Origin of the sequence: Vibrio sp. 5S239 (assembly GCF_041439575.1) — a bacterium.
Lineage (GTDB): Bacteria > Pseudomonadota > Gammaproteobacteria > Enterobacterales > Vibrionaceae > Vibrio > Vibrio kanaloae.
Genome location: NZ_JBGOOM010000024.1, coordinates 12281 through 36350 on the forward strand (window position 1 = coordinate 12281; position 24070 = coordinate 36350).

A 24070-nucleotide genomic window follows, 5' to 3' on the forward strand; every position below is an offset into this window, starting at 1 on the left:
AGATATTAGTGCCAGACCTGTGTTTTCATTGGTCTGGCTCAGTTAATTGGGAATACCAATTAATACATGTTTACGTCAATCCATATAAATTTAGGCAATATTTCCAATTTTGAGTTTTGAAGTATATTTACTGCTTTTGGCAATAGTATGTGTCTATGTATCGGTTACCGATTTTCTCTATCGCAAGATACAAAATCACGCATTGTTGATATTACTCTTTTTGCAGTGTTCTCTGTCACCGTTAGATATTCAAATTATGAGCTTTTTACTGTTGTTAGGGGGAGGGCTGATTGTTTACGCCCTGATTTGGATTGGAGCCGGTGATATTAAATATGCCGCAGTTCTATCACTTACTATACCTGTCAACGATTTGGTTTGGGCGTTTGTTATGACGGCTTTTGCTGGCGGCTTCTTAGCCGTTATTTATCTCGTAAAGAACAAGCTGATAAGTAAAAAGCTAGCAAGAAAAACGTCGAAAGACCTACAAGGTATTCCATATGGAATAGCAATTAGCGTTGGATTCTACTTGGTAATTTTAACTCAAAACACGCCACATATTTAAACCTTCAAGAATGAGAACATTATGAGATCTCGACTGGTATTACTTGTTGCCATTGCTGCCTTAATAGTGGGCGCGCTAGGCGTTGTCGATTTATTGAAGAGTGAACCTCAACCGACAACGACCGCTGAAGTGGTGGAAGAAAAAAATGAAGAGCATGTTGCTGTTTGGGTGACCACGGAACCTTATGAAAAAGGACGTGCGATCGATGCGCAAGGTGTCGTAAAACAACAACTCCCTCTTAGTGAAGCATTAACGCTTGGTGTCAGAGAGGATGCACAAATCAGCTTTTCACCTTCCATTTTGCTCAATCGCAGCCTTAACGCAGGTGAGGTTGTGCTACCTGAATATCAAGTGACGCCTGGCCAGCCCGGATACATCGACCTTTTGATCACGGAAGGTATGACGTTATACCCACTTAAAGTCAGTGACAAAAACCTAATCAACGATTACATCCGTCCTGGTACGTCCATCGATATCCTCACTGTGAGTTCTCCAAACGATAACTTAGCTGGAAATATTGATAAGCCGAAGCGCTTTAGAGGGGTGAAGGCTTCAATGTTTCTTAAAAACGTCAAAGTACTCAACATTGGCAATGACGCAACTGGCGACAGTTCTATTACCGCTCGCGCTCCGAGTAAAGAGGATGGACTGACTACGGTGGTCATTGAAGTTAGCCCCGACGAGTTACCAAAACTTGCATTAGCGCAACGAACAATGCACATCGAAATTTACCGAAGCCAAACCTACACGCAACCCGAGTTCGCGGAGGTGCGCAATATTATCGATAACTATACAGGGATTGCTGAGTTACGTGGTAACGAGAGCAACCCGAGAGAGGCTTTGTGATGATGATTCACCATCGAATCAAACAAGTACTGTTTGCTTCCATTCTAGCGCCGCTGATTGGCTTACTTTCTATAACAAACGCTTTTGCCGCCGATCGCTCCATCACGCTCAACGATGGTCAGCACATCCAGTTAAAAAGTCCGATTGGCCAAGTGTTTATTAATAACCCTGACATCGTCGACTACAAAATAATCAACGACAACACGATAGTTGTGTTCGCCAATGCTATTGGGCAATCACGACTGATCGTCTATGGCATTGATGGTGATGTTCTGCTTTCCGATCGCATTATTGTTGATTTGGATTTAACGGATATCAGACGTCAACTCAAATTCCATTTCCCTGATGCCAAAGTCAAGGTTCAGTCTGTAGGAGAGCAAGTCGCTGTCAGTGGCCTTGTGGATTCCGAAGCGACTCGTGACGATATCTATCGTTTGGTTGCCACTTTGCTGGGACGAGAAAAAACAGAGAAATGGGACAAAACGGTGAAACTGGAGTTTAAGTCCGACAGCTCAAATTATGAAGAACCCGAAGGCATGGTGTTTGCGCGCAATATGACGTGGGAAGGGATCATCGAACGCATTGAAGTGGCGACGACTCAGCAAGTGAACGTCAAAATATCAGTAGCGCAAGTAACTGAATCGTTTGGACAAACCGTTGGTGTTGATTGGAGCTCAGTCGGTTCAAGTGTTGGCGAGTTTGTTTTCGACCAGTTCGACGCAGCAAACCTAAGTACGTTAATTACTGCATTAGGCAACGATCAAATCGCAGAGGTTCTGGCTGAGCCTAACTTAACCGTGTTATCCGGTGAGTCTGCAAGTTTCCTTGTAGGCGGCGAAGTGCCCGTTATCGTGTCGACGAGCAGCAACGTGAACATCTCTTTCAAAGAGTTCGGTATCAAGCTCGATCTTACTGCGAAAGTGCTTAGCCAAGACAGAATCCGTATGCAATTAGCACCAGAAGTGAGCGAAGTCGAAGGCTATGTCGAAGCGGCTGGTATCAAAGTCCCGCAACTGGCTTCTCGACGAGCGATGACAACCATTGAGTTAGCCGATGGCGACAGCTTCGTCCTTGGTGGCTTGATGAGCAGCGCTGATTTGGAAAAAATGCAAAAAATCCCTTTTGTTGGCGACATACCTGTCTTGGGTGCTGCCTTCCGTAAAGCAACCACAGAAAGAAAACGAACTGAATTGATCATCGTTGCCACTGTGAATCTTGTTGAGCCGATGAAACCGAAAGACATTCAACTGCCTTACATCAAGAAGACTTCCACATTGGCGCGTTGGCTAAACATTAAGTGGGATGGCAAATCGGTGACATCTTCCGATGCAACTATCCGTCTGTTGTCGCAAGGAGGGTTTATCCAATGAAGAAATTACTACTAATGGTGTTATTTACCTCGACAATTTTGGGCTGTGCCTCGGAGCAATATTTTGTTGGACATGGCGCTGAAGCCTTGGTGTACAAAGAGCACCATAGCTTTGACTTTACGATGAAAAACCGCGCTGAAACGACCAAGCAGATCAACGCTTTGATTCAAGATATTGAGTCAATGGATAAAGAAGCCACCTATATCGTGGATTACAAATCAAACCGTAGCAAACAGATGTTGCAAGCGATCTTCGCTCAATATCCGCCACATGTTATCGCACCACAAAGAGTCTTGTATCGAAGCGCTCAGTTGTTACCGATCGACTTAAAGATTCAGGTGACCTTAACGCGTTTGAAGACTCAAGAATGCGCGCCAGCACAGATTCACGTTCGGTTGAGGCAGTCAGACTGCTTTGCTGAGTCGATGCGCTTGAAGCAAGTGGCTTACAAGTCTCGATTGGTAGGAGAACAATAATGTTTGACTTGACTAAAGCATTAACAACGAAGGCCAAGCCAGTTCAGACAGGAACGACAGGTGTTGCCGGGTGTACTTTGTTCTATCAATCTCAAGAGTGTTTAGACCTTGTTAAAGAAGTCTTTCGATTTGAAGGATGGAATGATCCGGCGTGCGTTAAAGCCAATGCTGGTTTGACCAAGCTGACAGAGCAACAAAGTAGCCACATTGTGATTCTAGAATTAAATGAATCGACCAATGTTGTTGAAGACGCTAAATCTTTTGTCAGCAAACTACCCACACACAAAGGTGTGGTCGTGATTGGTAAAGAGGATGCTATTTCTACGCTTCGATCTCTGAAAGACATGGGGTTTTATTACGTTTTCTGGCCGGTAAATAAGCAGGAGTTTGCTGACTTTTTTACTCACGTTAGCAAAAATCTTAAGACGTTCTCCGGTGTGAGCCAGAAACGCAAGGCGAAGCGAGTCGCTATTGTGGGCTCAAAAGGTGGAGTAGGCGCATCGTTTATCGCAACGGAGGTCAGCTCACTATTATCGACACAAGGTTCGGACACGATTCTTGTCGACCATCAATATGCTGATACTAATATTGATGTTTTGCTAGGGCTAAAGGACTTTAAGCCGCGAACCATTGATGAGTTCACCGCGCCATTGCATGAAATGGATGAGGAAGGGGCGCTGAGTTACCTATTCAAAGCTCGTAAAAATTTACGTCTGTTGGCGATTGATGGCGATATGAGCCAAAACGATGTTCTTAACTACAATCAAACTCTGTGTGAGTTACTCGCGAGAAACACTAATTTCATTATTGAAGATTTTTCCGGTGGTGTGGATTTCAAAGTTGAACCTCAACTCTTGGTAGAAAACTTCGATGTGGTTGTGTTGGTGTTAGATGCGTCAATATCGTCCGTAAGAAGCGCTAAACGACTGATTGAAAAAATCTCCAGCTTACAGATCTCGTTGTCGTCGCGAACTCGTGTTATTACGATGCTGAACTATCACCGTCCGGAAAATGCTTACGTGCTACAAAAGTCCGATCTCACCAAATATTTAGGATCCAATGTTGATCTCGAAGTCGACTATTGCAAATCGTTAGCACACATCCTTATCGATGGTAAGCGAGGGCATAAGCATGATCGTCATATTAGTCGTTCTATGGAACAACTAGTGAAACTGATCAACGGTCAACCTGTGGATCAAAAGGGCATGAGATCTTGGTTGAACAAGGTGCGTGTTAAATGAGTTCTAACAAAGACTTATACCTCGCATTTCGTGGCCAGATCTTTGAAGCGCTAGATGCAGAAGCGGTTCAGAAAATGAGCCGTCGAGACCTTGAATCGCAGATACAAGCAGCGGTTGATCTGTTGGCTAATAGTTACCAAAGACCGATCACATCAATGATGAAGTCAGGGCTAGTGAAAAGCTTAATCGATGAACTGTTTGGCTTGGGTCCTTTGCAACCCTTAGTAGAAGACCAGTCTATCTCCGATATTATGGTTAATGGCCCAAACAATATCTTCTTCGAACGACACGGTAAGGTACAAAAATCCGAAGTCTCGTTTGTGAATGAAGAGCAGTTGTTAGCCATTGCCAAACGTATTGCGTCACGTGTGGGAAGACGGGTTGATGAACTTTCTCCGACGGTCGACGCCAGGTTGGAAGATGGTAGCCGTGTAAATATCGTTATTCCTCCGATTTCTTTAGATGGCACATCGATCTCCATTCGTAAGTTCAGAGAGCAGAACATCGGTTTTGAAGATTTGATTGGCTTCGGTTCGATGTCTCCAGACATGGCAAGAGTGCTGATGATCGCTTCTCGCTGTCGTATCAATGTACTGATCTCTGGCGGTACAGGCTCAGGTAAAACCACGTTGCTCAACGCGCTGTCTCAATACATCGCTGAGGATGAACGTATCGTTACGATTGAGGATGCAGCCGAGTTGCGTCTCCAGCAACCCAATTTAGTCCGACTGGAAACACGTACTTCAAGTGTTGAACAGACAGGAGCAGTAACTCAACGAGAGTTAGTGATCAATGCGCTACGTATGCGTCCAGACCGCATTATTCTTGGTGAATGTCGTGGCTCTGAAGCGTTTGAAATGCTGCAGGCCATGAATACTGGACACGATGGGTCGATGTCTACGTTGCACGCCAACACCCCACGTGATGCGATTGCTCGTGTTGAGTCGATGGTGATGATGGCGAACTTAAACCAGCCTCTTGATGCGATTCGAAGAACGATCGTGAGTGCCGTTCAAATGATTGTTCAGGTCAACAGGCTACGTGATGGGTCTCGTAAAATCACAAGCATCTCAGAAATCGTCGGTCTAGAAGGCGATAGCGTAGTGATGGAGGAGATCTATCGCTTTCGTTATGACGATGCGCATTACGGAGAAATCGTTAAAGGCGAATTTGTCACCGACGGCATCATGCAGCGATCTGAGCTTGTGAAAAAAGCGCAATTCTTCGGGCTCTATGACGAGCTGAAAGCATCGTTTAAGGGGGCATAGTATGCTTTGGATTTCGTTAATCCTGTTTGCATTTGTTCTGCTTTTGATCCGAGATTCAAAGGTAAAAAAGGTCCACCAGTTTTTCAATATTGAAGAAATAGAAGCTGAAAACTTCAATGCCATTAACATCAAGTCTTTGGTTCGTAAACAAAACTGGCAAAAGATCAAAGAGTCAATTTCACCCACGTTGATGGTGTTAGGCCCACGATCTTCTCTGTACATCGCGCTCTATATTACGGGTAGTATAATCGCATCTTGGTACATCGTTGTTGAGTTGTTATCTATCACCAATACGTGGTTGGTGCTTGGTTCATCTGTGGTGTTTACCCTATACGGTTATCGATTCCTAATCACAAGAAGACGTCGAGAATTTGAGAATACGTTCCCTGATGCGTTGAATATTCTAATGAGTGCGGTAACTGCGGGTGACAGCTTAATGCAAGCCATCAGTTATGTAGGCGATGTCATGCACAACCCGATAGGTCGTGAATTTAAGCTGATGGGAGAGCGACTGAAGTTAGGCGAATCTCCAGAAGTGGTGCTTCAACGATCGTGCAAAAACTACCCTTATCCTGAGTTTTTGTTTTTTACAGTAACACTCAGAGCGAATATTGCGCGCGGTGGACAACTCAAGGGTGTGTTGGCGCGGCTGATTAGAGTGCTGGTGGACTCCCGAACGCTAGAGAAAAAGAAGATGGCAATGACCTCGGAGGCTCGAATTTCTGCCAAAATAGTTGCAGCCATTCCTTTGATTTTTATGATTATTCTCAACTACGTTAATCCCGCTAATGTCGATTTTGTTCTCTATGATCCAGAGGGAAGAATCATATTGTTTTACGTGTTGGGTAGTGAGCTTTTGGGTTTGTTCATTGTTTGGTTATTAGTAAGAGGAGTACGCGCATGATGTTATTAGCTTCCCTTATCATTCTGTTCTTTTCGCTACTATTTCTAATAGTCGACTCGATTCGTAGAGACCAACGACACAAGAAGGTTGCGCTTTATATCGGAGATAATTCGGTTCGTCCGCCTTCACGTGTAAATCGTTTTTTTGTTCGTTTTGGTAAGGAGCATCGGCATGAACTCGAGCAAAAAATGATTGAGGCCGGCTATTACAACACCGAATGGGCGAAATTCTATTTCCCTGCCAAGTTATTGGTATTGGCGTTGGTTTCTGGGTTGGTGTTATTAGGGGATATGTCATCAACCAACAAAATGATCGTGGTTATTTTTTCGTTGATTGCTGTCATCGTCGTGCCAGATACCTTACTGCAAATGCGACGCAAGATGTTGATCAGCAGAACTTCAGCTCAACTTCCGTACTTGCTCGACATGATGTCGGTATGTGTGCAAACCGGTATGACGATTGAAGCGGCATTGGTCTATTTGGGCAAAGAGTTAGCTGAGTTTGATTCAGACCTTTGTTACCAGATTAAGCGCACATCGGACTCGGCGAAAATTCACGGCTTAGAAAAGGCGCTCAACGACCTGAGTGAACGTATTCCTACGCCACCAGTACGAAGCTTTGTACTGACCATCATTCAAAATTTGCAATACGGTACATCCGTGGCGCATGTGTTAAGTGATCTCGCTGAAGACATGCGAAAAGTCCAGATTCTTACGGTCGAGGAAAAGGTGGGTAAGCTTTCTGCGAAGATGAGTGTGCCTTTGATCCTTTTCATTATGTTTCCGATCGTTATCTTGATTCTCGCGCCGAGCATCATGCAAATGACATTGAACATATAGGGGTATTACCAGTGATTGGAAAACGTATCTGTCTCATTGGTCTAGCGCTCAGTGTATTGGCGGGCTGTCAATCAGCACCGTCACAACAAAATTTGCAACTTGCCGACGTCATTAGCATGGAAAAGGTGAAAAACTATGATGGCCTCATTAGCTATTACAAAACTGAGTTAGCACAAGGCTCCAAGGACCCAGAGGTAAAAGAGAAACTGGCTTGGGCATATTTCCATAAAGGGGATATCGAGTCGGCTGACTTCTATGTTCAACACTTGCAAAAAGAGGGGATTGAAAATCCCAATTTGTACCAGTTAGAAGGACAAGTGTTTGATGCAAAGAATGACATCGAAAGTGCAATCGCTGCTTATATAACCTCTGTGGAAGCAGGAAATAGAACAGGGAAAATTCACGTCTTGCTCGGTGTGTCTTACACCAAAGTTGGGAAATACGATGAAGGACTACAAGAGCTTAACCAAGCCCGCTTACGCGGTTATGACGATGTCGTTGTTAAGAACAACATCGCAATGATTCAAATGGCCAATGGTGAGTATCAACAAGCGATTCGAACATTAGCTCCGGTTTTAAAAGAAGACCCAGCGAATAAAACCGTTAAAGCAAACCTGGCTATTGCGTTGATGAAAACCCAGCAAATAGACTCGGCCAAAAAACTGCTCAAAGGCGATTTTTCAGCGGAAGAGCTCCAGAGCATCGCTGCTGAACTAACTCAGTTGGGAGTTAATGATGAAACGTCTTAACAAGCAGAAGGGCACGACGGCGATTGAGTTTGTGCTCGGTGCGCTTGTTCTGTTTTTTGCCACTTTTGCGATCTTCGAATCGAGTTACCAAATCTACGTTGTAAACATGACCGAGTATTCGCTGAGAGAAACCATCAGGAATACCAAAATATATGAAGGAAAAGGGATCAACGAGCAGTACGAAACTAAGTTCAAATCGTTAATCGAAGATGATGACAATCTATGGAGTTTCTTAATCGATAGCTCAAGGTTCTCTATCGCAGGTCAGTACTTCAAAACCTATGATGATTTTATCGCGAATAGGGGACACTCTGATCAAGGCTTGAACTTCAATTACAACTTAGCCGAGATCACCGTGACCTACCGCTACACCCCAGTTATTAAACTGGCTGGTGCTGCGGATAGGGATATTTCAAGCACTATGGTTTTGAACTTAGAACACGAGGGGTGGGATAATGATGCGCCGTAAACAACGTGTGTCTTACGCGATTCGCCAGCAAGGTTCATTCACCGTTGAATTGCTGTTCATCCTTGTGGCGTTGTGGGGTGTTTATCTGTTTGGCGCAGACTTGAGTCATCAGCTACTCGTGCGCGCCAAGCTCGATCGATCCAGTTTTGCTTTAGTCAATGTGATCAAAGAGCGTACTCGTTACTTTGATGCCGACGTGTTGGCAGGACAAAACCTACCCGTAACTAATTCAGAGTTAGAAGACATGGCTAAAGTGGCAAGCCGAATGCTCAATACACCAGTCGATAATGTAGCGATCAAGATAGAGTCATTGACCAATAAAGTTAATGTCGCTGAATTCTCAACCAGCAAGTACAGAAGTTTAAATTGTAAAACGGATTCGATTCTCGAGCATGCAGATTTAGCTCCGGTAGAAAAGGGCGTTGTGTATCCACTGTACCGAATCAGTCTTTGTGAAGAGCAAAGCTCTTGGTTCAAGCCCTTCTTCAACAGTGGCACCAGTACCACGGTTCAGATTGGCTCTTCTTCAATAATGCCTGGGAGATAATGAAATGAAAATGCAGCACGATCGTCATATCAATCGCCAGCATCTCAGTCTCCAAAGACAGCAAGGGGTTGCCGCGGTGTGGATGGGCTTATTGCTTGTTCCAATTATGGGCATGACCTTTTGGGCGGTTGAAGGCACACGTTATGTTCAAGAGACTAGCCGATTACGAGATTCAGCAGAGGCCGCTGCGATTGCGGTGACGATTGAAGATCAACCGGATCAGGCTCGTGGATTGGCGACCAAGTATGTCGAAAACTATGTTCGAGACATCAAATCAACCAACCTTTCTGCAGACCGGTTCCACCAAGCGGAAGATGAGGGCACTGGGGTTCTTGAATACATCCAATACACAGTGAATGCCAAGACGACACATGACTCTTGGTTCTCGAGTAGCTTTATCCCTTCGTTTGATCAGCAGCAAGATTTAGCGGGACGCTCATTAGCGAGAAAGTACCCTGTTTATCTTGGTGACAACAACATCGATATTGTTTTTGTATCAGACTTTTCCGGTTCAATGAACGACAGATGGGGTTCAAGTCGACACATAAAAATCGATGATCTAAAGACTGCTATCGATGAAATATCCAGCAAAATTCTTTGCACATCGATTAAGCAGGACGATGTCGATGGAGAGTGGAAAGACGTGTGTGACGAACCGGGTGAAGATACCACCGGAGATAAGTTACTTAACCGAGTTGGCTTTGTGCCTTTTAACGTTCGAACGAGGGAAATCGTCTCGGGAAATCAAGCTCGTGCGACAAGTCAGTTGAGCTACAAAGATAACTATAAAACAAACGTATCACCTTATTCCTACAACGATGTTAACTGGGATTACTGGCGCACCTATTCTCAAAATGACGTGATCAGATGTGCTGACCGTGAGTCACGTTGCTCATATCCAAAGGCGGATAATCAAAAGTATGCCAAACGTATTAAGGATGTGATTTATCAAGATAATTACCGAGTTGCTGACGTATACAACTATGTTGATTTACCGACATCAGTGTCGACCATGTTTACGGACAAATCGGGGTTACAGCCTGATTTCTATGGTGTTAGTGAAACAGAGCTATTTAACGCGCATGGTTCTTCAAGTTCATCGCAGTTCTCCAACATTCAGCTATCGAACAAGCTCTCAGATTTAGACCCGATTAACTCGATGTGGGCAGACGGAGGTACAGCGGCGTTTCAGGGCATTTTGAGAGGATCGCAAATCTTGCATGACGGTGATCCGAACAGCGCTGACCAAGAAGAACAGCAAGTCTACAACAAGAAAATCAAGATGCTACTGATTTTGAGCGACGGGCAGGAGAGTCCAAATAACGGCATCCTCAGAGGATTAGTCGGCAGAGGCATGTGTGAAAAAGCAAGAGAGGAGATACCTGGCTTATACATAGGTGTTATTGGTATCGATTTTCGAGCGTCCCAACAGAGTGGTTTTCAAGATTGTGTGGAAGACCCAAATGAAGACATCATCGATGTATCTAACCTAGATGAATTGATTGAAAAGATAGAAGAACTCATCCGTAAAGGCTCAAAAACAAGCGGAATCACTAAGTTATACTAGAGGAAAATATGAAAAAGTTAATGATCGGTTCAATCGTCCTATCGACACTGCAGTTTAGCCTTACAGCCAATGCGGAAGAAGTTATCAGCATTTATTGCGATACTGCGTTCAGTGAATATCAACACAGTGTCGCGGTTGATGAAGTCGTTGGTATCGCACAGCACAGACAGGGCTTTATGCAAATAGAGCAGCAGTCCGACAGCAGCGAGTTAAGGCAGGCGTTAGCCAGTCAATCCAATCTAGGTATGAACCAATCAGGATGCAAGGCGTGGATCAGTAACCAAGAGCGTCACGGATTATTAGCACGTCTTCATTTTGGTTTTGACCAACACAACTTAACGCCGATGGGCAGTAAAGCATTGAGTCAGCTAGCTAGCGAGTTAAAGACTAGCGACAGTGCGATTACTGTGAGTGGTCACACTGACAGCACTGGCGCTGAAGGTTACAACCAAGCATTGGGGCTTCAAAGAGCGCTGACTACGTCGGATGGTTTAATCTCGGATGGTGTCGATAAAAATCGCCTTGTTATTCGTTCGTTTGGTGAAAGTAATCCTATTGCCTCTAATGCAACTTCAGAGGGTAGAGCCAAAAATAGACGCTCAGAAGTTTGGGCCTCTAAGAATGATGCCTCTGAATTAAAAAATTAAAATTCGTTCACTGGTCTTCGTGTGCTAGTCAGCGCGACATAGTAAATAGAGTCAGTGATGTGCGATTGTTTTTTTCGTAATAACCGCCCTAAATTATCGCTTTAAGAATTTTGTTTAAACGCACTCTAATGAATGTTCAATAAAGTTTAACTATCTGATACTAAAGAAATATTAATGATTTTTGATGAAATCTCTTCTGAAGGGATGGAAAAACATATCGATATAGATACGTGGGTATCTATGTTGGACAACATACGGGACATAATGGCTGCATCTAATGCAGGCATCATTATGCTCTCTGATTTGAGTTGTTCTGGCTCTGAGAGTGTTTGGAGCTCTTCTAACATATCGTGCAACCAACATAAGAGCTTAATTCGCTGTTTTTGTGAGTATGTACATAACGAAAATAGAACGCTTTATTTGAGTGGTCACTCTGGTGGTGAGTCCGTTTCTGCAAAGGGAGCTGATGCCTATAAGTCTTTTTGCGGTGTCCCTGTAAGGGGGGGCGATGGTGAAGTATTTGCGGTTCTCTTAGTATTCGATTTAAGCCCAACTTCGTACACGCAAAGCCAAGTAAACTTGATTGAAAATATCTCGACTCTATTACGTTCTGAAATTTTACTAAAAGAAGAAAGAAGAATTTTATACAAAAATAGTTATTTTGATATCATGACAACACTGCTTAATCGGAGAGGCTTATTCCATGAGTTTAATAAAGCAAACATAAGCGATGGAGAGATTGTTTGTTTGTATTTTGATCTAGATAACCTGAAATACATCAATGATACGTATGGTCACTTTAAAGGTGATGATTACATATCAGGCTTTGCGTCATGCATTAAAAACAATTCAAAATACAACATTATATCGGCTAGGGTCGGTGGTGATGAGTTCATTGTCGTCATACATTCTGAAGAGCCTGGTTATGCTTCTGAGTTGCTCGATAGAATTCACGCTGAATTCCGTGACTTTATTGAAAGCTTTCGTTGTGATGATGAGGTTTCACTCGGTTTTTCATATGGATGTGGTACTGCGGATTCTCGAAACTTCAATATCATTAATCTAATAAAGTCGTCTGATGAAAATATGTACCTCAACAAGAAAAACAAGCTGTAGAGTGTGTTTGTCTTGTTTATCTATCAGCTGAGCAAACTAGATTCCGGTTACTGCTTCAGGCAACAAAAAGCCCACTGAACGTGGGCTTTGATGTAGATGTCGTAGCTATCTAAACTAACCTCGAATGATCATTTGCTCGCGTTCAGGGCCTACCGATACCATCACGATTGGCACGCCCATCAATTCTTCGATGCGAGTTACGTAATCTTGTGCTGCTTGAGGAAGGCTCTCAAATGTACGGCAGCCAGTGATGTCTTCCTCCCAGCCTGCCATATCTTCATATACAGGCTTTAGTTCTGCTGTTTGCGGCCAAATTGGGTTCTCAGTGTGCTCACCTGAGTAAGCCGTACAAATCTTAAGTTCAGACAAACCAGACAGGCAATCTATCTTAGTCAGTGCGATTTCAGTCGCAGCTTGCAGGTCAACGCCGTTGCGAGTTGCTACCGCATCAAAGTAACCCATATCACGTGGGCGACCTGTTGTTGCGCCGTATTCGTTAGAGCTTTCGCGGAAGCTGTCTTGCTCTTCCATTGCAGTTACTAGCGTACCAGTACCCACAGATGAGCTGAATGATTTAGCAACCGCAATAACGCGTTCAGGGCGAAGGGCAGGTAAACCACTACCGATACCCGCGTAAGCGGCAGTTACATTAGAAGAGGTCGTCCAAGGGTATTCACCGTAGACAAGGTCACGGCCTGCACCTAATTGAGCTTCAAACAGTAGGTTTGCGTCTTGTGATTGCAGTGCTTTAAGTGGCTCAGTCACGTTGCAAATGAATGGGCGCCAAGCTTTCGTTACTTCAAGTAGCCATTCTGTCATTTCAGAAGCGGTTTGAGTGAAATCACATTGAGGGTATAGCGCTTTTAGTTGAGGCATTTTCCAATCAAGTAAGAATTGAATGCGCTGCTCTAAAATCTCAGGCTGATTTAACCAACCCACAAGAATGCCTTTCTTCATCACACGATCTCCGTACGCTGGTGCAATACCTTGGCGTGTTGAGCCGTAAGCGCCATCACCTAAACGCTCTTCTTCAAGCGTATCTTCAAGGGCGTGCAAAGGCAGACACAATGTCGCGCGGTCTGAAATCGCCGTTTTCACTTTGATACCAGCCGCTTGTACTTCTTCAATCTCTTCAGTTAATGCAGCAGGGCTGATCACCATGCCAGGGCCAAGAATCGCTGTGCAATCAGGATTAAAAATGCCACTTGGTAGCTGGTGCAGTTTGAACGTACCAAAGTCGTTTACTACGGTATGGCCAGCATTGTTTCCGCCTTGAAAGCGAATGCTAGCAGAAGCTTCGTTTGCTAAAAAATCAACGATACGGCCTTTGCCTTCATCGCCCCAGTTAGCGCCTACAACAACAATAGATGGCATAATTTTTCTCCTGACTGATTGAGAAATCATGTTAGGCCTACAAGCTGGATAAGAGAAATTAATTATCTTTATTATCTTGATAAGGATTTCATATATAATGTGGAAAAACACGGAGGGATATGATGCTTGATATTAATTTGTTGAAGACGTTTGTGACGCTAGCGGAATATAAGCATTTCGGGAAAGCGGCGAATGCACTGCACATGACGCAACCCAATGTGAGCTTACACTTAAAGCAATTAGAGCAACAAACGCGTATTAAGTTGATAGAGAGAAGCCCATTTCAACTGACTCAAGCGGGTGAGAGGTTATTGGAAACAAGCCAAAGAACGTTACTCGAACTACAGATTTGTCAGACGGATCTCAATGCTATAAACGACCTTAAAATAGGGACGTTAACCATTGCTGTAAGTGACATCATTTCTCGGTTCTTGTTGATTCGCCCGTTCCAGAAGTTCAAAGCGCAGTATCCGGGTATCGACCTTACCCTATTGAATACCACGTCATCTCAAGCATCGAGTTTGGTTAAGAATGCTCAAGCCGATCTTGGTTTTGTTATTTCCAAAGAGCAACAGAATGAGTCACTGCATTTTGTTGAGCTTCAGGAGTTATCATGGTGTGCACTTGGCGATGGGTTTGAAGTCCAAATTGCGGATAGTCATAAAAAAAATGATGCTAAGGAGGCTGAGTCTGATACAGAGCTAACTTTGATTCTGCTTGGCCACGATACAAGAACTCGTGATTTTATCGATGAAGGTCTGCCAAGTCTTAATTTATCTAATTACAGGGTGATGGAAGTAGGGAGTGTTGACGCCCAAATCGACTGGGCAGAAGCGGGGTTTGGTGTCGCCATCATTCCTGAATTTGCGATATCCACCAAACAGTATTTGAAGTCGAAAATTACACCACTTACCGGATTCTCTAGCACTAGCCTAGGCTATGTCGTTCGACAAAACCAAGTCTTGTCTAAAGCGACCAAGCAACTATTAGGCTGGGTTGATGAGGAAATAAACTGCTCTGATGAGTCAAAATAAAAGCATAAAAATTTTTAGGTAAATAAAGGGCTAAAGTCTTTTGATTCAAAGCTTTGTGTCGTCAATTGTTCAAACCCTATTCAACCCATCAAATTAGACCTGCAAATTTTTAATGCCTTACTAATGTATATGTAACTTATCTGTGTTATTGATAATTTTAATTTTAGCGGGTGAGTTCAAATGCCATTGAGAACGGTGTTGTCGATGAGTTGCATTCGTTTCATGCTCCTAGCCTAATGTTCACTACAGCTACAGCTACAGCTACAAAGAATGAAACAGCACGAGTTATACCACGAGAGCTAGATAGTAAAATACACATAAAAACTTAGATACCCATATTTAGATTAGTCAAGACGAGTTACCTATATGAACATAAAGAAAAAGCTCTATTCACTGGGAATGTTTTCCATCTTCGGCATGATTTCATTGCTGTTTACCACTTCACAATTTGCAGACACAACCGCTCAGATGAGCCAGGCTAAGCAGATTACCAAAGAACTCGAAGTTCGTTTGCTCAACCTGCGCCGTAACGAGAAAGACTTCTTGTTACGTAGCGATTTGAAATATCTCGACAAGTTCGACACCAACTACAACAAATTCTTAGCGTCTGAAGCGCAACTCAACGTGGTACTTAGCGATTTGGGCTTGGTCAACAGCACACGCTTACGACAAGACATTGAAACGTACTACACAAGTTTTGTTCAGCTGGTAAAAGCGAATGAAGTTATTGGATTAGCACGTGATAAAGGTTTGCTCGGGCAGTTTTACGCACAATTGGACAACCTCAGCGCAACGGCCAATACGGAACAAAAAGTCGAGCTATACCGATTTAATGACCTGATTGAAAAGGGGGAATTCGATCCAAGCGTGCTTACCGTGAATTCGAGCGCATTGTTAGATGCTGCAAAGCAAGTAGTCGCGCAGAAGCGAGTTATTGGCTTAAAGCACAATGAAGGTCTGTTGGGGGAAACACGTTCTGCCTCTCACGCTATTGAAAATCAATTTTCAGAGTTCTCAGAAGTACTTGATCGAGAAGCTCAAGAAGAGATGGATCAACGCTCTTTGATAAACAACATCCTGTGTATCACACTACTGTTGACTATCATTGTGTTCAGCTGGTTAATCGTGCGTTCTATCATTGGTAAGATTGAATCTTTACTCGCGGTTATTAGAAATATTGTGGATTCTAACGACGTGTCAATTCGTTCGCACCTCGACGGCCAAGACGAACTCGGAAAACTAGGGCAATACTTCAACCAACTGCTTGACCAACTAGAGAGTTTGATCGCCGCATCTCAATCTAAGTCACTTCAACTGACACAAAGTACATCTAACATGCATGATGAGTTGGTGTCGGTCATTAAACAGTTTGAAGTGCAAGCAAATCACACCTCAACGATGACAGCATCAGTACAAGAAATGGTGCTAACTATCGGTGAAATCTCAGAGAGCACATCGGTCGCCGCAGAAGGTGTACATCAAGCTAAAGTGAATGCCGATAAAGGACGCGAAGTCGTGGTAGATACCATTGACAACATCACACGTTTGTCTGAACGCCTTTCAAGCAGTCAAGACTCCATTAGTTCGTTGAACCATCATGTTGATCAAATTGGTGATGCGGTGAACATCATCCAAGGCATTGCAGAACAAACCAATTTACTGGCATTGAACGCAGCAATTGAAGCAGCGCGAGCAGGGGAACAAGGGCGAGGCTTCGCCGTTGTTGCCGATGAAGTTCGAGCACTCGCAAGCAGAACGCATCAGTCAACAATGGAAATCACCAGTGTAGTAACCGCAATCCAAAGCCAAATGCATGCCTCGATGACTGAAATTGGCGAATGCAACCAGCAAGGGCAACTGACGTTAAAAGATTCGGAAGAGTTAGACGGAAGCTTACAATTAATCTTGAGTGATATGGAAAGCATCCAAGGAAACTCCGAGCGTATTGCTTCTGCTATTGAAGAGCAGGGTGCCGTAATGGCACAAGTGAGCGATTCGATCACGGAATTGAATACTATCTCTAACGACAACAATGCATCAGCTCAACACTGTTTAGTTGAAGTTGATAAAGTAGCTGAACAAGCCAATGATATGGATAGGGCGGTCGCGCAGTTTAAGACGTCATAGATCGCTCTGATAGAGAAGCGATATTCAACAAAACGTTGTATCGCAAGCAAGAACTAAAAGGCGCAGTTTATCTGCGCTTTTTTATGCTCGAAACAAATACTAAAGGCTAATTTGATAAGATGAAAATGACAGGGAAGTGACGTTATAGAATGAAAAGCAGTGCCATTTTGATCTTAATGGTAGTAGTAACAGGGGGGGATAGTGGGGAGCTGTTTAGTTTTCTAAATCAATAACAACTGTAAAAGAAGAATAAGGCATTCCAAAATGGCCTTAAGTATATGGGAAATCGACCTAAAATGATGACAAACTGTCTATAAAGTAGCGTATCAACTTAATTAGATCGAGGGCCACATTTTCAATTAGTGGTTAAGCCTCAGAAGGGAAAAAGACAAATGCATTACGATGTATTCAATGGAGATGCAGATGGCATCATCGCGTTATTGCAGCTGCGTTTAAGCGAGCCAAAAGACAGTGTGTTGATCTCAGGTGTCAAGCGAGACATTAAATTAGTGTCTCAAGTGGTCACTCAAATGGTCGAGCAGGGAAATGTTTTGTCTGTCGCGGTATTGGACGTATCCATGGAGAAAAACCTATCAGCGTTACACAACCTGTTAGATGCCAATATTGATGTATTCTATTGCGATCACCATCGCACGGGAGAAGTTCCGAGATCTCAGCACCTGGAGACTCTTGTTAATACAGCGCCAGAGTGCTGTACCAGTTTGTTGATAAATCAAAAGCTAAACGGTGAGTATGTAGCATGGGCAATTGCCGCGGCTTTTGGTGATAACCTTAAAACGGTTGCAACACAGTTAGCGGTTGAAAATGGATTTGATGACCCCCAAATCGCTTTTTTGGAAGAGCTGGGTACTTTGGTTAACTATAACGGTTACGGTACGTCATTGAGCGACCTACACTTCACGCCTATTACGCTTTACCAAACTCTTTATCAATATCCAAATCCATTTCACCTTTTGGATGACAAAGACTCCGTGTTTTATCGCTTGCGCGCGGCTTATCAAAATGATCATCAACAATTATCGAACCTAGTCCCAGTATATGAGAGTGAAGTCGTTCGTGTGTTTGAACTGCCGGGAGAGGCTTGGGCAAGACGCATTAGTGGTGTATTTGGTAATGAGATCGTAAATCAAGACTCCCATCGTGCACAAGCGGTGTTAACGAAAAATCAAGATGGTAAATCTTACACGGTGAGCCTGCGGGCACCATTATCAAACAGAACCGGTGCCGATGAAATTTGCTCTAGCTTCGCAACGGGTGGCGGTAGAAAAGCAGCGGCAGGTATCAACCAGCTTAGTGAAGTAGACAAAGCGAACTTTATCTCACTAGTTGAACGCTATTATTGTCCCGGGAGTAGGGTATAGAAAGCAAATGGCGATCTCCCCACAAAGATTGTTTTAATATTCATCTTGTTATCATTGCGAAAGACACACGCTTACGTTTGGTATGGACCGCCAGTTAAATGAATTAACCAATAAAGAAAGCCCCCAATAATTGGTGACCAACTATTGAGGGCAATTCAATTTAGTTGTTGCGTGGGGCTTTCGTTTTAGCTTTTAAACTCACTATGATTTTAAACAAGTAGAGTAAGCGCGTAGGCTTTATACGTTGAATGAGTTGACTAGGCTTTGACACACGTGATCAGTGCATTTCCTGAAATGTTATCCCAAGGCAATAGCTTATCGTAATCGTGTTCGAAGATATGAACATCAAAATAGGGCTCCAATATTTCGATCAACTGTTTGAACGAGAACGCCACCATCGGGTGTTCATCATTCCAAACTTGTGTTTTACCTGCGGTGGTTTTCTCAATCGTGAGTTTTAACGCCTGCTTGCTGCTTTCACCCGAGTAATACCAACCGGAACGGAAAGTAAAATTGTCTTGTTCTTGGTTCGTTGTGTGTCTAACAAACAGGTCGTTGTTGATCTTCTCTTTGTCTACTACATTGAAGCAGAATATACCGCCTTGCTTAAGTGCTCTGTGAACGCTCGCAATGCATTCTTTCAATTTGTCTATGCCGTCGTTGTAATGGATTGAATATAAGAAGCAAGTAATCAGATCCAGAGGTTCAAATACTTCAAAGTTGCTCATGTTCTGCAAAGAGAATTTGGCTTCAGGACAACGTAATTGAGCAATGTCTAGCATAGGTCTATTCAAATCAAGGCCGTTGCTTTGATAGCCAAAATCAATAAAGTGTCGAACATGTGGGCCAGTACCACATCCAAGGTCTAAGTGCGTTTTACCTTCGTTGCCAAAAATCTGATGTAGCCTACGAACGCAGTTACTCTGAGTTTGGTAGTCAATGTCGACGCACATTAAATCGTAGTAACCAGATAGGTCGGTATAGAGTACATTGGCGGACATAGTTACCTGCAGCATTTGCTGAAAAAATGGGGGTGGCGCATGTTAAACTAGTACTCGAAAATAACAAGAAAATATTAGATTAACTTCTCGACTTAAATAGCGATTACGCTCATTTCTAAAACAATTCTCATTGCTCTTCATTTGTAGGTTATAGGTTATAGGTTATAGGTTTGCAGTTACGCTGTTATTCTATTTTCTAGCGACTTGACTATTTTTTTATTGAAAACAGATACTTTGAGTAAAGAACCGTGCCATGCTATTGGTTGTTTTATTGTTATTTGAGTGTTAAAAATGGAACGGAAATGAATGCAGCGACACTATATAGTAAAACCATGATATCCATGATTTATGAAGGTGGCGCCAGTTTACATTGTCGAAATGGGTTAAGAGTTTATTAAGGAAAATGAATCAGCTATGGAAATAAAAATCGACGACTTGTCGGGCGGGGAAGTGATTGAGTTACTAGAAGAACATTTAGCGGATATGTATGCGACTTCTCCACCTGAGAGTGTACACGCGCTGGATATTAAAGCCTTGAAATCACCAGAGATTACTTTTTTCAGTGCTTGGAAAGACAACCAATTACTCGGGTGCGTTGCTATTAAAGAGCTTGATCACAACCACGCAGAGCTTAAATCGATGCGAACTTCTCAATTTGCGAGGCAGTCCGGTGTAGCAAGCAAGTTGTTACAACACGTTTTGGACACAGCCATTATTCGCCAGTATCAACGAATAAGTTTAGAAACGGGGTCGGAAGCATACTTTAAACCTGCTCGTAGTTTGTATGAGAAATTTGGCTTTGATTATTGTGAACCTTTCGCGGATTACCGATTAGATCCAAACAGCCATTTCATGAGCATTGCAGTGTGATGAATTGAGCTGTGGGGTTATTAACATGGCCAAAGCCCTCAATATTTAGAAAATAAAAAGGTTGCTCTCAGCAACCTTTTTATTTGGTTATCAGTGATTCTTCTTAATCGTTAACGGGTTGCTATTTCTGCGAAAATGGCTTCAGCGTCGACAATTCCGCCTGAGATGGAAAGCGTATTAAAAGGAACCAAATCTTCAGGGCTTGATGGCTTCTGGACAAGCTGTTCCGGATAAGTTTTAGAGTGCTCCATTAACATTGCTTTGAGCTCTTTTACGGATAAATCAGGGTAGCGAGACCAAACCAGCGCAGCAATACCAGAGACCACTGGAGCAGCCATGCTGGTACCACTTTTCGACCCGTAAGTGTTGCCAGGTGTGGTTGATAGAATGCGATATCCCGGCGCGAACACATCAACGGATTCCTGACCAAAGTTACTGAAGCTAGCGACGAGTGCTTCATCAATGTATTTTGCTGATGCCCCCACATCTAACCACGTTGAAATTGGCTTTGAACGGTAGTTTTTTGTATAACGGTTTGGAAAACTTGGTTTGATGTCGTTGTCACTACGGCTATTTCCCGCAGAGTGAACGATGAGAACCCCATGACGAGCAGCATAACGGAATGCGTGATCGACGACGTATTTACGTGGCGAGTAGCTTTTCCCGAAGCTCATATTAATGATTTTCGCACCATTATCTACGGCGTAACGCACGGCATTGGCGATATCTTTGTCTCGCTCATCACCATTAGGCACCATACGCAACGCCATGATCTGAGCATGATCTGCCACGCCATCGATACCCACGGAGTTGTTACGTTCAGCTGCGATGATTCCGGCGACGTGTGTTCCGTGTGAACCGACTGGGCCTTTCACATCATTATTACCGTAACCTTTTTCCCAAGGGTTAGTGATGTCATCTAAAACGATGTCTGCACGAGTGTCAAAATCAAGATTAAGGTGGAAATCTAAAGAGTCTTGATAACGGCTACGACGTGATTCTAAATATTCGAACGAGTACCACGAGTCAAATATATTCAAGAGTCCTTCAGCTGCAGAGACAACATTTGCATTGTCATGATTCAACAAAACTTGTAGCCCTTCGACTGAAAAGTCGCTGTGTTCAGTGAACTTAAGAATATCTGTTTTGTAGTGATCAGCTTGCTCAAACGCAATCGTCACACGACTCAACGAATCTTGACTATCTTTTAACGCTGACAGGTAATCATCTTCAACCGCTTGATAGTATTTTTGCTTCTTTCGCGGAATCCAATGCCCATTCTCTTTTAAATCAAGGTATTTTTTGTACTCTCGGGTTACTTCTAATGTGTCGTGGTCAACGTTAATACCAAGCGAGTTACCCAGATAGTTCCAGCCATGTATATCATCGATATACCCATTGCCATCATCATCTATACCATTATCTGGGATCTCATTTTCGTTGGTCCAAAGTTTATTCTTTAGATCTTCGTGTGTGATATCAACCCCCGAATCAAGAACAGCAACGATAACTGGTTGCGGCTTAAGAGGTGGCATTAAGTAATCGTACACAACATCGGAACCTACGCCTTGCAACCTTGTGTAACTTGCCGATAGGTTAAACCAATCACCACGTTGCTCATCAGCGGCACTCATTGTTCTCAGAGAGAAAAGTGAAGGTTTGATGGTTTTTCGCGAGTAATCCTCAACAATCGTACCTTTTACGTTTTGAATAAAGGGAGAGTTAATGGCTTGCGGATCCGTATTGTTGTTTATCGTTGACGCGGAAACATGAGCTGAAGCCATAATGGCTAAAGTAAGGGTGGTAAGTGTGTGTCCTTGATTCATCTGTGTTGCATCCTTATTGTTGTGTGGCTAAAACTGACTCCTTCGAAAACTGTGCGAAAAAGCACGTGTTAAGTCAGTTATTTGATCGGGAAACGCCCGTTCAAAAATCACTCAAACGGTAGTATGCAATTAGATTTGTATCATTCTTTCAATCAATGAAATTGCAGTAAGATCTCACTGTGGTCGATTTTTAGGGTTCAAAATTTGAGCTGAATTCTATTAATAAATGTAACATTTATTAAATTGAAAGGGGGTAGTTAAAATTCTTAAAAATCAATTGATTAGTTTGTTAATTGACAAGTTGTACGGGGCGAATTGTTATTCTCAGTATCATATAGAATGGCCGTGGTTTTCCAGGAGCTTTACGAGACTAAATGGGAGCTTCTTCAATTGAACCGTCGTATTAGCTAATCATGGCTCTGCCTATTTGATTGTCAAACCTATCTCACGGTGAGCGCCTGCTCAGTCGTCGTTGGTATGCACCTGAATTGACTTCACATAAACCTGCCAAATTAGTTGGTTTTCACAAGCTTATAAAAAGAATTGTGCGAACAATTTTGGTAGATTATGGATATTACAGACATCCAGTGAGCCGCAATGAAAATTCTTCACACGTCCGATTGGCACCTTGGCCAAAACTTCTACAATAAAAGCCGAAAGAATGAACATGAACGGTTTTTGCAATGGTTGCTAGAGCAAGTGACTGAACATGATATCGACGCGATTATCGTCGCCGGTGATATTTTCGATACCAGCACTCCACCAAGCTATGCTCGCGAGATGTATAACAAGTTTGTTGTAGACTCGAATAAGATTGGCTGTCAACTGGTGTTATTGGGTGGTAACCATGATTCGGTTTCAGTGCTTAAAGAAACACAGCAATTACTGAAGTATATGGGTGCAGATGTGATTCCGAATACTAATGAAGATCATGCGACTCAGGTTGTCGAGTTGAAAGGTAAGAGTGGCAAGGTTGAAGCTTTAGTCTGTGCGATTCCTTTTATCCGCCCTCGTGATGTTTTAACTAGCCAAGCGGGTGTCAAGGGGGTGGAACGTCAGAAACAACTGGGTGATGCGATCAAACAACATTATCAAAGCGTCTACGATGCGGCCGTTGCTAAGCGTAATACTTTCGAAAATCGCGACACAATGCCAATCATCGCAACAGGGCATTTGACCGCCATGGGTGTTAAGCAATCTGATTCGGTGCGTGATATTTATGTTGGTAACCTTGATGGTTTTGCTGCAGATGGTTTCCCAAATGCTGATTATATTGCTCTAGGCCATATTCATCGCCCTCAAGTGGTCGCTAAGCGTGAACACATTCGTTACTGCGGCTCGCCAATTCCGCTCAGTTTTGATGAACTGAAATCTAAAAAGCAAGTGTGTGTGGTTGAGTTTGTTCAAGGTGAGCGCTCGATTTCTCAACTTGAAGTACCGATATTCCAACCTCTGGCCGAAATCAAAGGCGATTTGAGCGAAATTGAATCTCAACTGAATCAATATATTGATATGGAAGAGGAGCAAAGCGTATGGTTGTCGATAGAAGTTCAAGCGCAAGATTACTTATCGGATTTGCAAGAGCGCATGCGCGCGTTAACCGAAGGTTTAAACGTTGAAGTGCTTCAGTTAAGAAGAGCAAGAGAACGCCGCAACCAAGCGTTAGAACACGAATCTGCCGAAACCTTAGCGGAACTCACGCCAATGGATGTGTTTGAAAAACGTATCGCCCTTGAAGAGTTTGAAAGTGACACCGAGAAAGAACGCTTAGAAAGAATGACTGTCAAGTTTAAGCAAGTGATTGCCGAAGTTTCTCACGGAACTGACGGTTTAAACGGTTCAGAAGAGTAATTCA

Annotated in this window: 22 protein-coding genes; 19 read left to right on the plus strand and 3 right to left on the minus strand. The window is 43.2% G+C overall.

What is annotated here, in order from left to right; all coding sequences use genetic code 11:
- Window positions 1-109: 109 nt before the first annotated feature.
- From ACED48_RS16400 to ACED48_RS16465, 14 genes are all read left to right on the plus strand, one after another.
- On the plus strand, window positions 110-562 hold the full coding sequence (locus ACED48_RS16400) for a prepilin peptidase (RefSeq protein ID WP_029627134.1): 453 nt from the start codon (window positions 110-112) through the stop codon (window positions 560-562).
- Window positions 563-583: 21 nt separating this feature from the next.
- Complete coding sequence (gene cpaB / locus ACED48_RS16405; protein ID WP_017057397.1) at window positions 584-1408, plus strand: Flp pilus assembly protein CpaB; 825 nt, start codon at window positions 584-586, stop codon at window positions 1406-1408.
- On the plus strand, window positions 1408-2778 hold the full coding sequence (locus tag ACED48_RS16410) for a type II and III secretion system protein family protein (RefSeq protein ID WP_017057396.1): 1371 nt from the start codon (window positions 1408-1410) through the stop codon (window positions 2776-2778). The genes cpaB and ACED48_RS16410 overlap by 1 nt, the downstream gene beginning before the upstream one ends.
- Entirely contained in the window at window positions 2775-3254 is a 480-nt protein-coding gene (locus ACED48_RS16415; protein ID WP_017057395.1) for a hypothetical protein, read from the plus strand. The genes ACED48_RS16410 and ACED48_RS16415 overlap by 4 nt, the downstream gene beginning before the upstream one ends.
- Window positions 3254-4495, plus strand: coding sequence for an ATPase involved in chromosome partitioning (locus tag ACED48_RS16420; RefSeq protein ID WP_017057394.1), 1242 nt, complete (start codon window positions 3254-3256; stop codon window positions 4493-4495). The genes ACED48_RS16415 and ACED48_RS16420 overlap by 1 nt, the downstream gene beginning before the upstream one ends.
- The gene (locus ACED48_RS16425) at window positions 4492-5763 is read left to right on the plus strand and encodes a CpaF family protein (RefSeq protein WP_017057393.1); all 1272 of its coding nucleotides are present in this window, start codon (window positions 4492-4494) and stop codon (window positions 5761-5763) included. The genes ACED48_RS16420 and ACED48_RS16425 overlap by 4 nt, the downstream gene beginning before the upstream one ends.
- Window position 5764: 1 nt before the next feature.
- Window positions 5765-6667 carry a type II secretion system F family protein gene (locus ACED48_RS16430; RefSeq protein WP_017057392.1) on the plus strand — a complete coding sequence of 301 codons (903 nt, stop codon included), beginning with the start codon at window positions 5765-5767 and terminating at the stop codon, window positions 6665-6667.
- Window positions 6664-7506 carry a type II secretion system F family protein gene (locus ACED48_RS16435; protein ID WP_017057391.1) on the plus strand — a complete coding sequence of 281 codons (843 nt, stop codon included), beginning with the start codon at window positions 6664-6666 and terminating at the stop codon, window positions 7504-7506. The genes ACED48_RS16430 and ACED48_RS16435 overlap by 4 nt, the downstream gene beginning before the upstream one ends.
- Window positions 7507-7517: 11 nt before the next feature.
- The gene (locus tag ACED48_RS16440) at window positions 7518-8255 is read left to right on the plus strand and encodes a lipopolysaccharide assembly protein LapB (RefSeq protein ID WP_017057390.1); all 738 of its coding nucleotides are present in this window, start codon (window positions 7518-7520) and stop codon (window positions 8253-8255) included.
- Window positions 8242-8724 (plus strand): TadE/TadG family type IV pilus assembly protein, encoded by a 483-nt coding sequence (locus ACED48_RS16445; protein ID WP_017057389.1) that lies wholly within the window; start codon window positions 8242-8244, stop codon window positions 8722-8724. The genes ACED48_RS16440 and ACED48_RS16445 overlap by 14 nt, the downstream gene beginning before the upstream one ends.
- Window positions 8714-9271, plus strand: coding sequence for a tight adherence pilus pseudopilin TadF (gene tadF, locus ACED48_RS16450; protein WP_029627133.1), 558 nt, complete (start codon window positions 8714-8716; stop codon window positions 9269-9271). Before ACED48_RS16445 ends, tadF begins: the two co-directional genes overlap by 11 nt.
- A 10-nt stretch (window positions 9272-9281) precedes the next feature.
- Window positions 9282-10838 (plus strand): TadE/TadG family type IV pilus assembly protein, encoded by a 1557-nt coding sequence (locus tag ACED48_RS16455; protein ID WP_139151208.1) that lies wholly within the window; start codon window positions 9282-9284, stop codon window positions 10836-10838.
- A gap of 8 nt (window positions 10839-10846) precedes the next feature.
- Window positions 10847-11485, plus strand: a complete 639-nt coding sequence (locus ACED48_RS16460) for an OmpA family protein (protein WP_017057386.1) — start codon at window positions 10847-10849, stop codon at window positions 11483-11485.
- A gap of 174 nt (window positions 11486-11659) precedes the next feature.
- Window positions 11660-12601, plus strand: a complete 942-nt coding sequence (locus ACED48_RS16465) for a sensor domain-containing diguanylate cyclase (protein WP_017057385.1) — start codon at window positions 11660-11662, stop codon at window positions 12599-12601.
- A 114-nt stretch (window positions 12602-12715) separates the two neighbouring features.
- On the opposite strand, the gene ACED48_RS16470 is transcribed toward ACED48_RS16465, so the two are convergent.
- Window positions 12716-13975 (minus strand): adenylosuccinate synthase, encoded by a 1260-nt coding sequence (locus tag ACED48_RS16470; protein WP_017057384.1) that lies wholly within the window; start codon window positions 13973-13975, stop codon window positions 12716-12718.
- Window positions 13976-14094: 119 nt separating this feature from the next.
- On the opposite strand from ACED48_RS16470, the gene ACED48_RS16475 reads away from it, so the two are divergent.
- The 3 genes from ACED48_RS16475 (at window position 14095) to ACED48_RS16485 (ending at window position 18518) form a co-directional block, all read left to right on the plus strand.
- A complete protein-coding gene (locus ACED48_RS16475; RefSeq protein ID WP_029627132.1) occupies window positions 14095-15009 on the plus strand; it encodes a LysR family transcriptional regulator in 915 nt (304 codons plus the stop codon).
- A 417-nt stretch (window positions 15010-15426) separates the two neighbouring features.
- Window positions 15427-17136: a methyl-accepting chemotaxis protein gene (locus ACED48_RS16480; RefSeq protein WP_029627131.1), complete on the plus strand. Its 1710-nt coding sequence runs from the start codon at window positions 15427-15429 to the stop codon at window positions 17134-17136.
- Between the two features lie 392 nt (window positions 17137-17528).
- The gene (locus tag ACED48_RS16485; RefSeq protein ID WP_017057381.1) at window positions 17529-18518 is read left to right on the plus strand and encodes a hypothetical protein; all 990 of its coding nucleotides are present in this window, start codon (window positions 17529-17531) and stop codon (window positions 18516-18518) included.
- Window positions 18519-18775: 257 nt separating this feature from the next.
- Here the strand turns inward: ACED48_RS16485 and ACED48_RS16490 are convergent, their stop codons facing one another.
- On the minus strand, window positions 18776-19519 hold the full coding sequence (locus tag ACED48_RS16490) for a class I SAM-dependent methyltransferase (RefSeq protein WP_017057380.1): 744 nt from the start codon (window positions 19517-19519) through the stop codon (window positions 18776-18778).
- 414 nt (window positions 19520-19933) lie between these two features.
- On the opposite strand from ACED48_RS16490, the gene ACED48_RS16495 reads away from it, so the two are divergent.
- Window positions 19934-20389, plus strand: a complete 456-nt coding sequence (locus tag ACED48_RS16495; protein ID WP_017057379.1) for a GNAT family N-acetyltransferase — start codon at window positions 19934-19936, stop codon at window positions 20387-20389.
- A gap of 110 nt (window positions 20390-20499) precedes the next feature.
- Here the strand turns inward: ACED48_RS16495 and ACED48_RS16500 are convergent, their stop codons facing one another.
- Window positions 20500-22215, minus strand: coding sequence for a S8 family peptidase (locus ACED48_RS16500; RefSeq protein WP_017057378.1), 1716 nt, complete (start codon window positions 22213-22215; stop codon window positions 20500-20502).
- Window positions 22216-22812: 597 nt separating this feature from the next.
- On the opposite strand from ACED48_RS16500, the gene sbcD reads away from it, so the two are divergent.
- Window positions 22813-24066 carry an exonuclease subunit SbcD gene (gene sbcD / locus ACED48_RS16505; protein ID WP_017057377.1) on the plus strand — a complete coding sequence of 418 codons (1254 nt, stop codon included), beginning with the start codon at window positions 22813-22815 and terminating at the stop codon, window positions 24064-24066.
- Window positions 24067-24070: the final 4 nt, after the last annotated feature.

Excerpts from the sequence above, each read along its gene's own strand:
- cpaB (WP_017057397.1), top strand. The coding sequence starts at position 584 with ATGAGATCTCGACTGGTATTACTTGTTGCCATTGCTGCCTTAATAGTG.
- ACED48_RS16410 (WP_017057396.1), top strand. The coding sequence starts at position 1,408 with ATGATGATTCACCATCGAATCAAACAAGTACTGTTTGCTTCCATTCTA.
- ACED48_RS16415 (WP_017057395.1), top strand. The coding sequence starts at position 2,775 with ATGAAGAAATTACTACTAATGGTGTTATTTACCTCGACAATTTTGGGC.
- ACED48_RS16420 (WP_017057394.1), top strand. The coding sequence starts at position 3,254 with ATGTTTGACTTGACTAAAGCATTAACAACGAAGGCCAAGCCAGTTCAG.
- ACED48_RS16425 (WP_017057393.1), top strand. The coding sequence starts at position 4,492 with ATGAGTTCTAACAAAGACTTATACCTCGCATTTCGTGGCCAGATCTTT.
- ACED48_RS16430 (WP_017057392.1), top strand. The coding sequence starts at position 5,765 with ATGCTTTGGATTTCGTTAATCCTGTTTGCATTTGTTCTGCTTTTGATC.
- ACED48_RS16435 (WP_017057391.1), top strand. The coding sequence starts at position 6,664 with ATGATGTTATTAGCTTCCCTTATCATTCTGTTCTTTTCGCTACTATTT.
- ACED48_RS16445 (WP_017057389.1), top strand. The coding sequence starts at position 8,242 with ATGAAACGTCTTAACAAGCAGAAGGGCACGACGGCGATTGAGTTTGTG.
- tadF (WP_029627133.1), top strand. The coding sequence starts at position 8,714 with ATGCGCCGTAAACAACGTGTGTCTTACGCGATTCGCCAGCAAGGTTCA.
- ACED48_RS16455 (WP_139151208.1), top strand. The coding sequence starts at position 9,282 with ATGCAGCACGATCGTCATATCAATCGCCAGCATCTCAGTCTCCAAAGA.
- ACED48_RS16460 (WP_017057386.1), top strand. The coding sequence starts at position 10,847 with ATGAAAAAGTTAATGATCGGTTCAATCGTCCTATCGACACTGCAGTTT.
- ACED48_RS16465 (WP_017057385.1), top strand. The coding sequence starts at position 11,660 with ATGATTTTTGATGAAATCTCTTCTGAAGGGATGGAAAAACATATCGAT.
- ACED48_RS16470 (WP_017057384.1), bottom strand. The coding sequence starts at position 13,975 with ATGCCATCTATTGTTGTTGTAGGCGCTAACTGGGGCGATGAAGGCAAA.
- ACED48_RS16475 (WP_029627132.1), top strand. The coding sequence starts at position 14,095 with ATGATGCTTGATATTAATTTGTTGAAGACGTTTGTGACGCTAGCGGAA.
- ACED48_RS16480 (WP_029627131.1), top strand. The coding sequence starts at position 15,427 with ATGATTTCATTGCTGTTTACCACTTCACAATTTGCAGACACAACCGCT.
- ACED48_RS16485 (WP_017057381.1), top strand. The coding sequence starts at position 17,529 with ATGCATTACGATGTATTCAATGGAGATGCAGATGGCATCATCGCGTTA.
- ACED48_RS16490 (WP_017057380.1), bottom strand. The coding sequence starts at position 19,519 with ATGTCCGCCAATGTACTCTATACCGACCTATCTGGTTACTACGATTTA.
- ACED48_RS16495 (WP_017057379.1), top strand. The coding sequence starts at position 19,934 with ATGGAAATAAAAATCGACGACTTGTCGGGCGGGGAAGTGATTGAGTTA.
- ACED48_RS16500 (WP_017057378.1), bottom strand. The coding sequence starts at position 22,215 with ATGAATCAAGGACACACACTTACCACCCTTACTTTAGCCATTATGGCT.
- sbcD (WP_017057377.1), top strand. The coding sequence starts at position 22,813 with ATGAAAATTCTTCACACGTCCGATTGGCACCTTGGCCAAAACTTCTAC.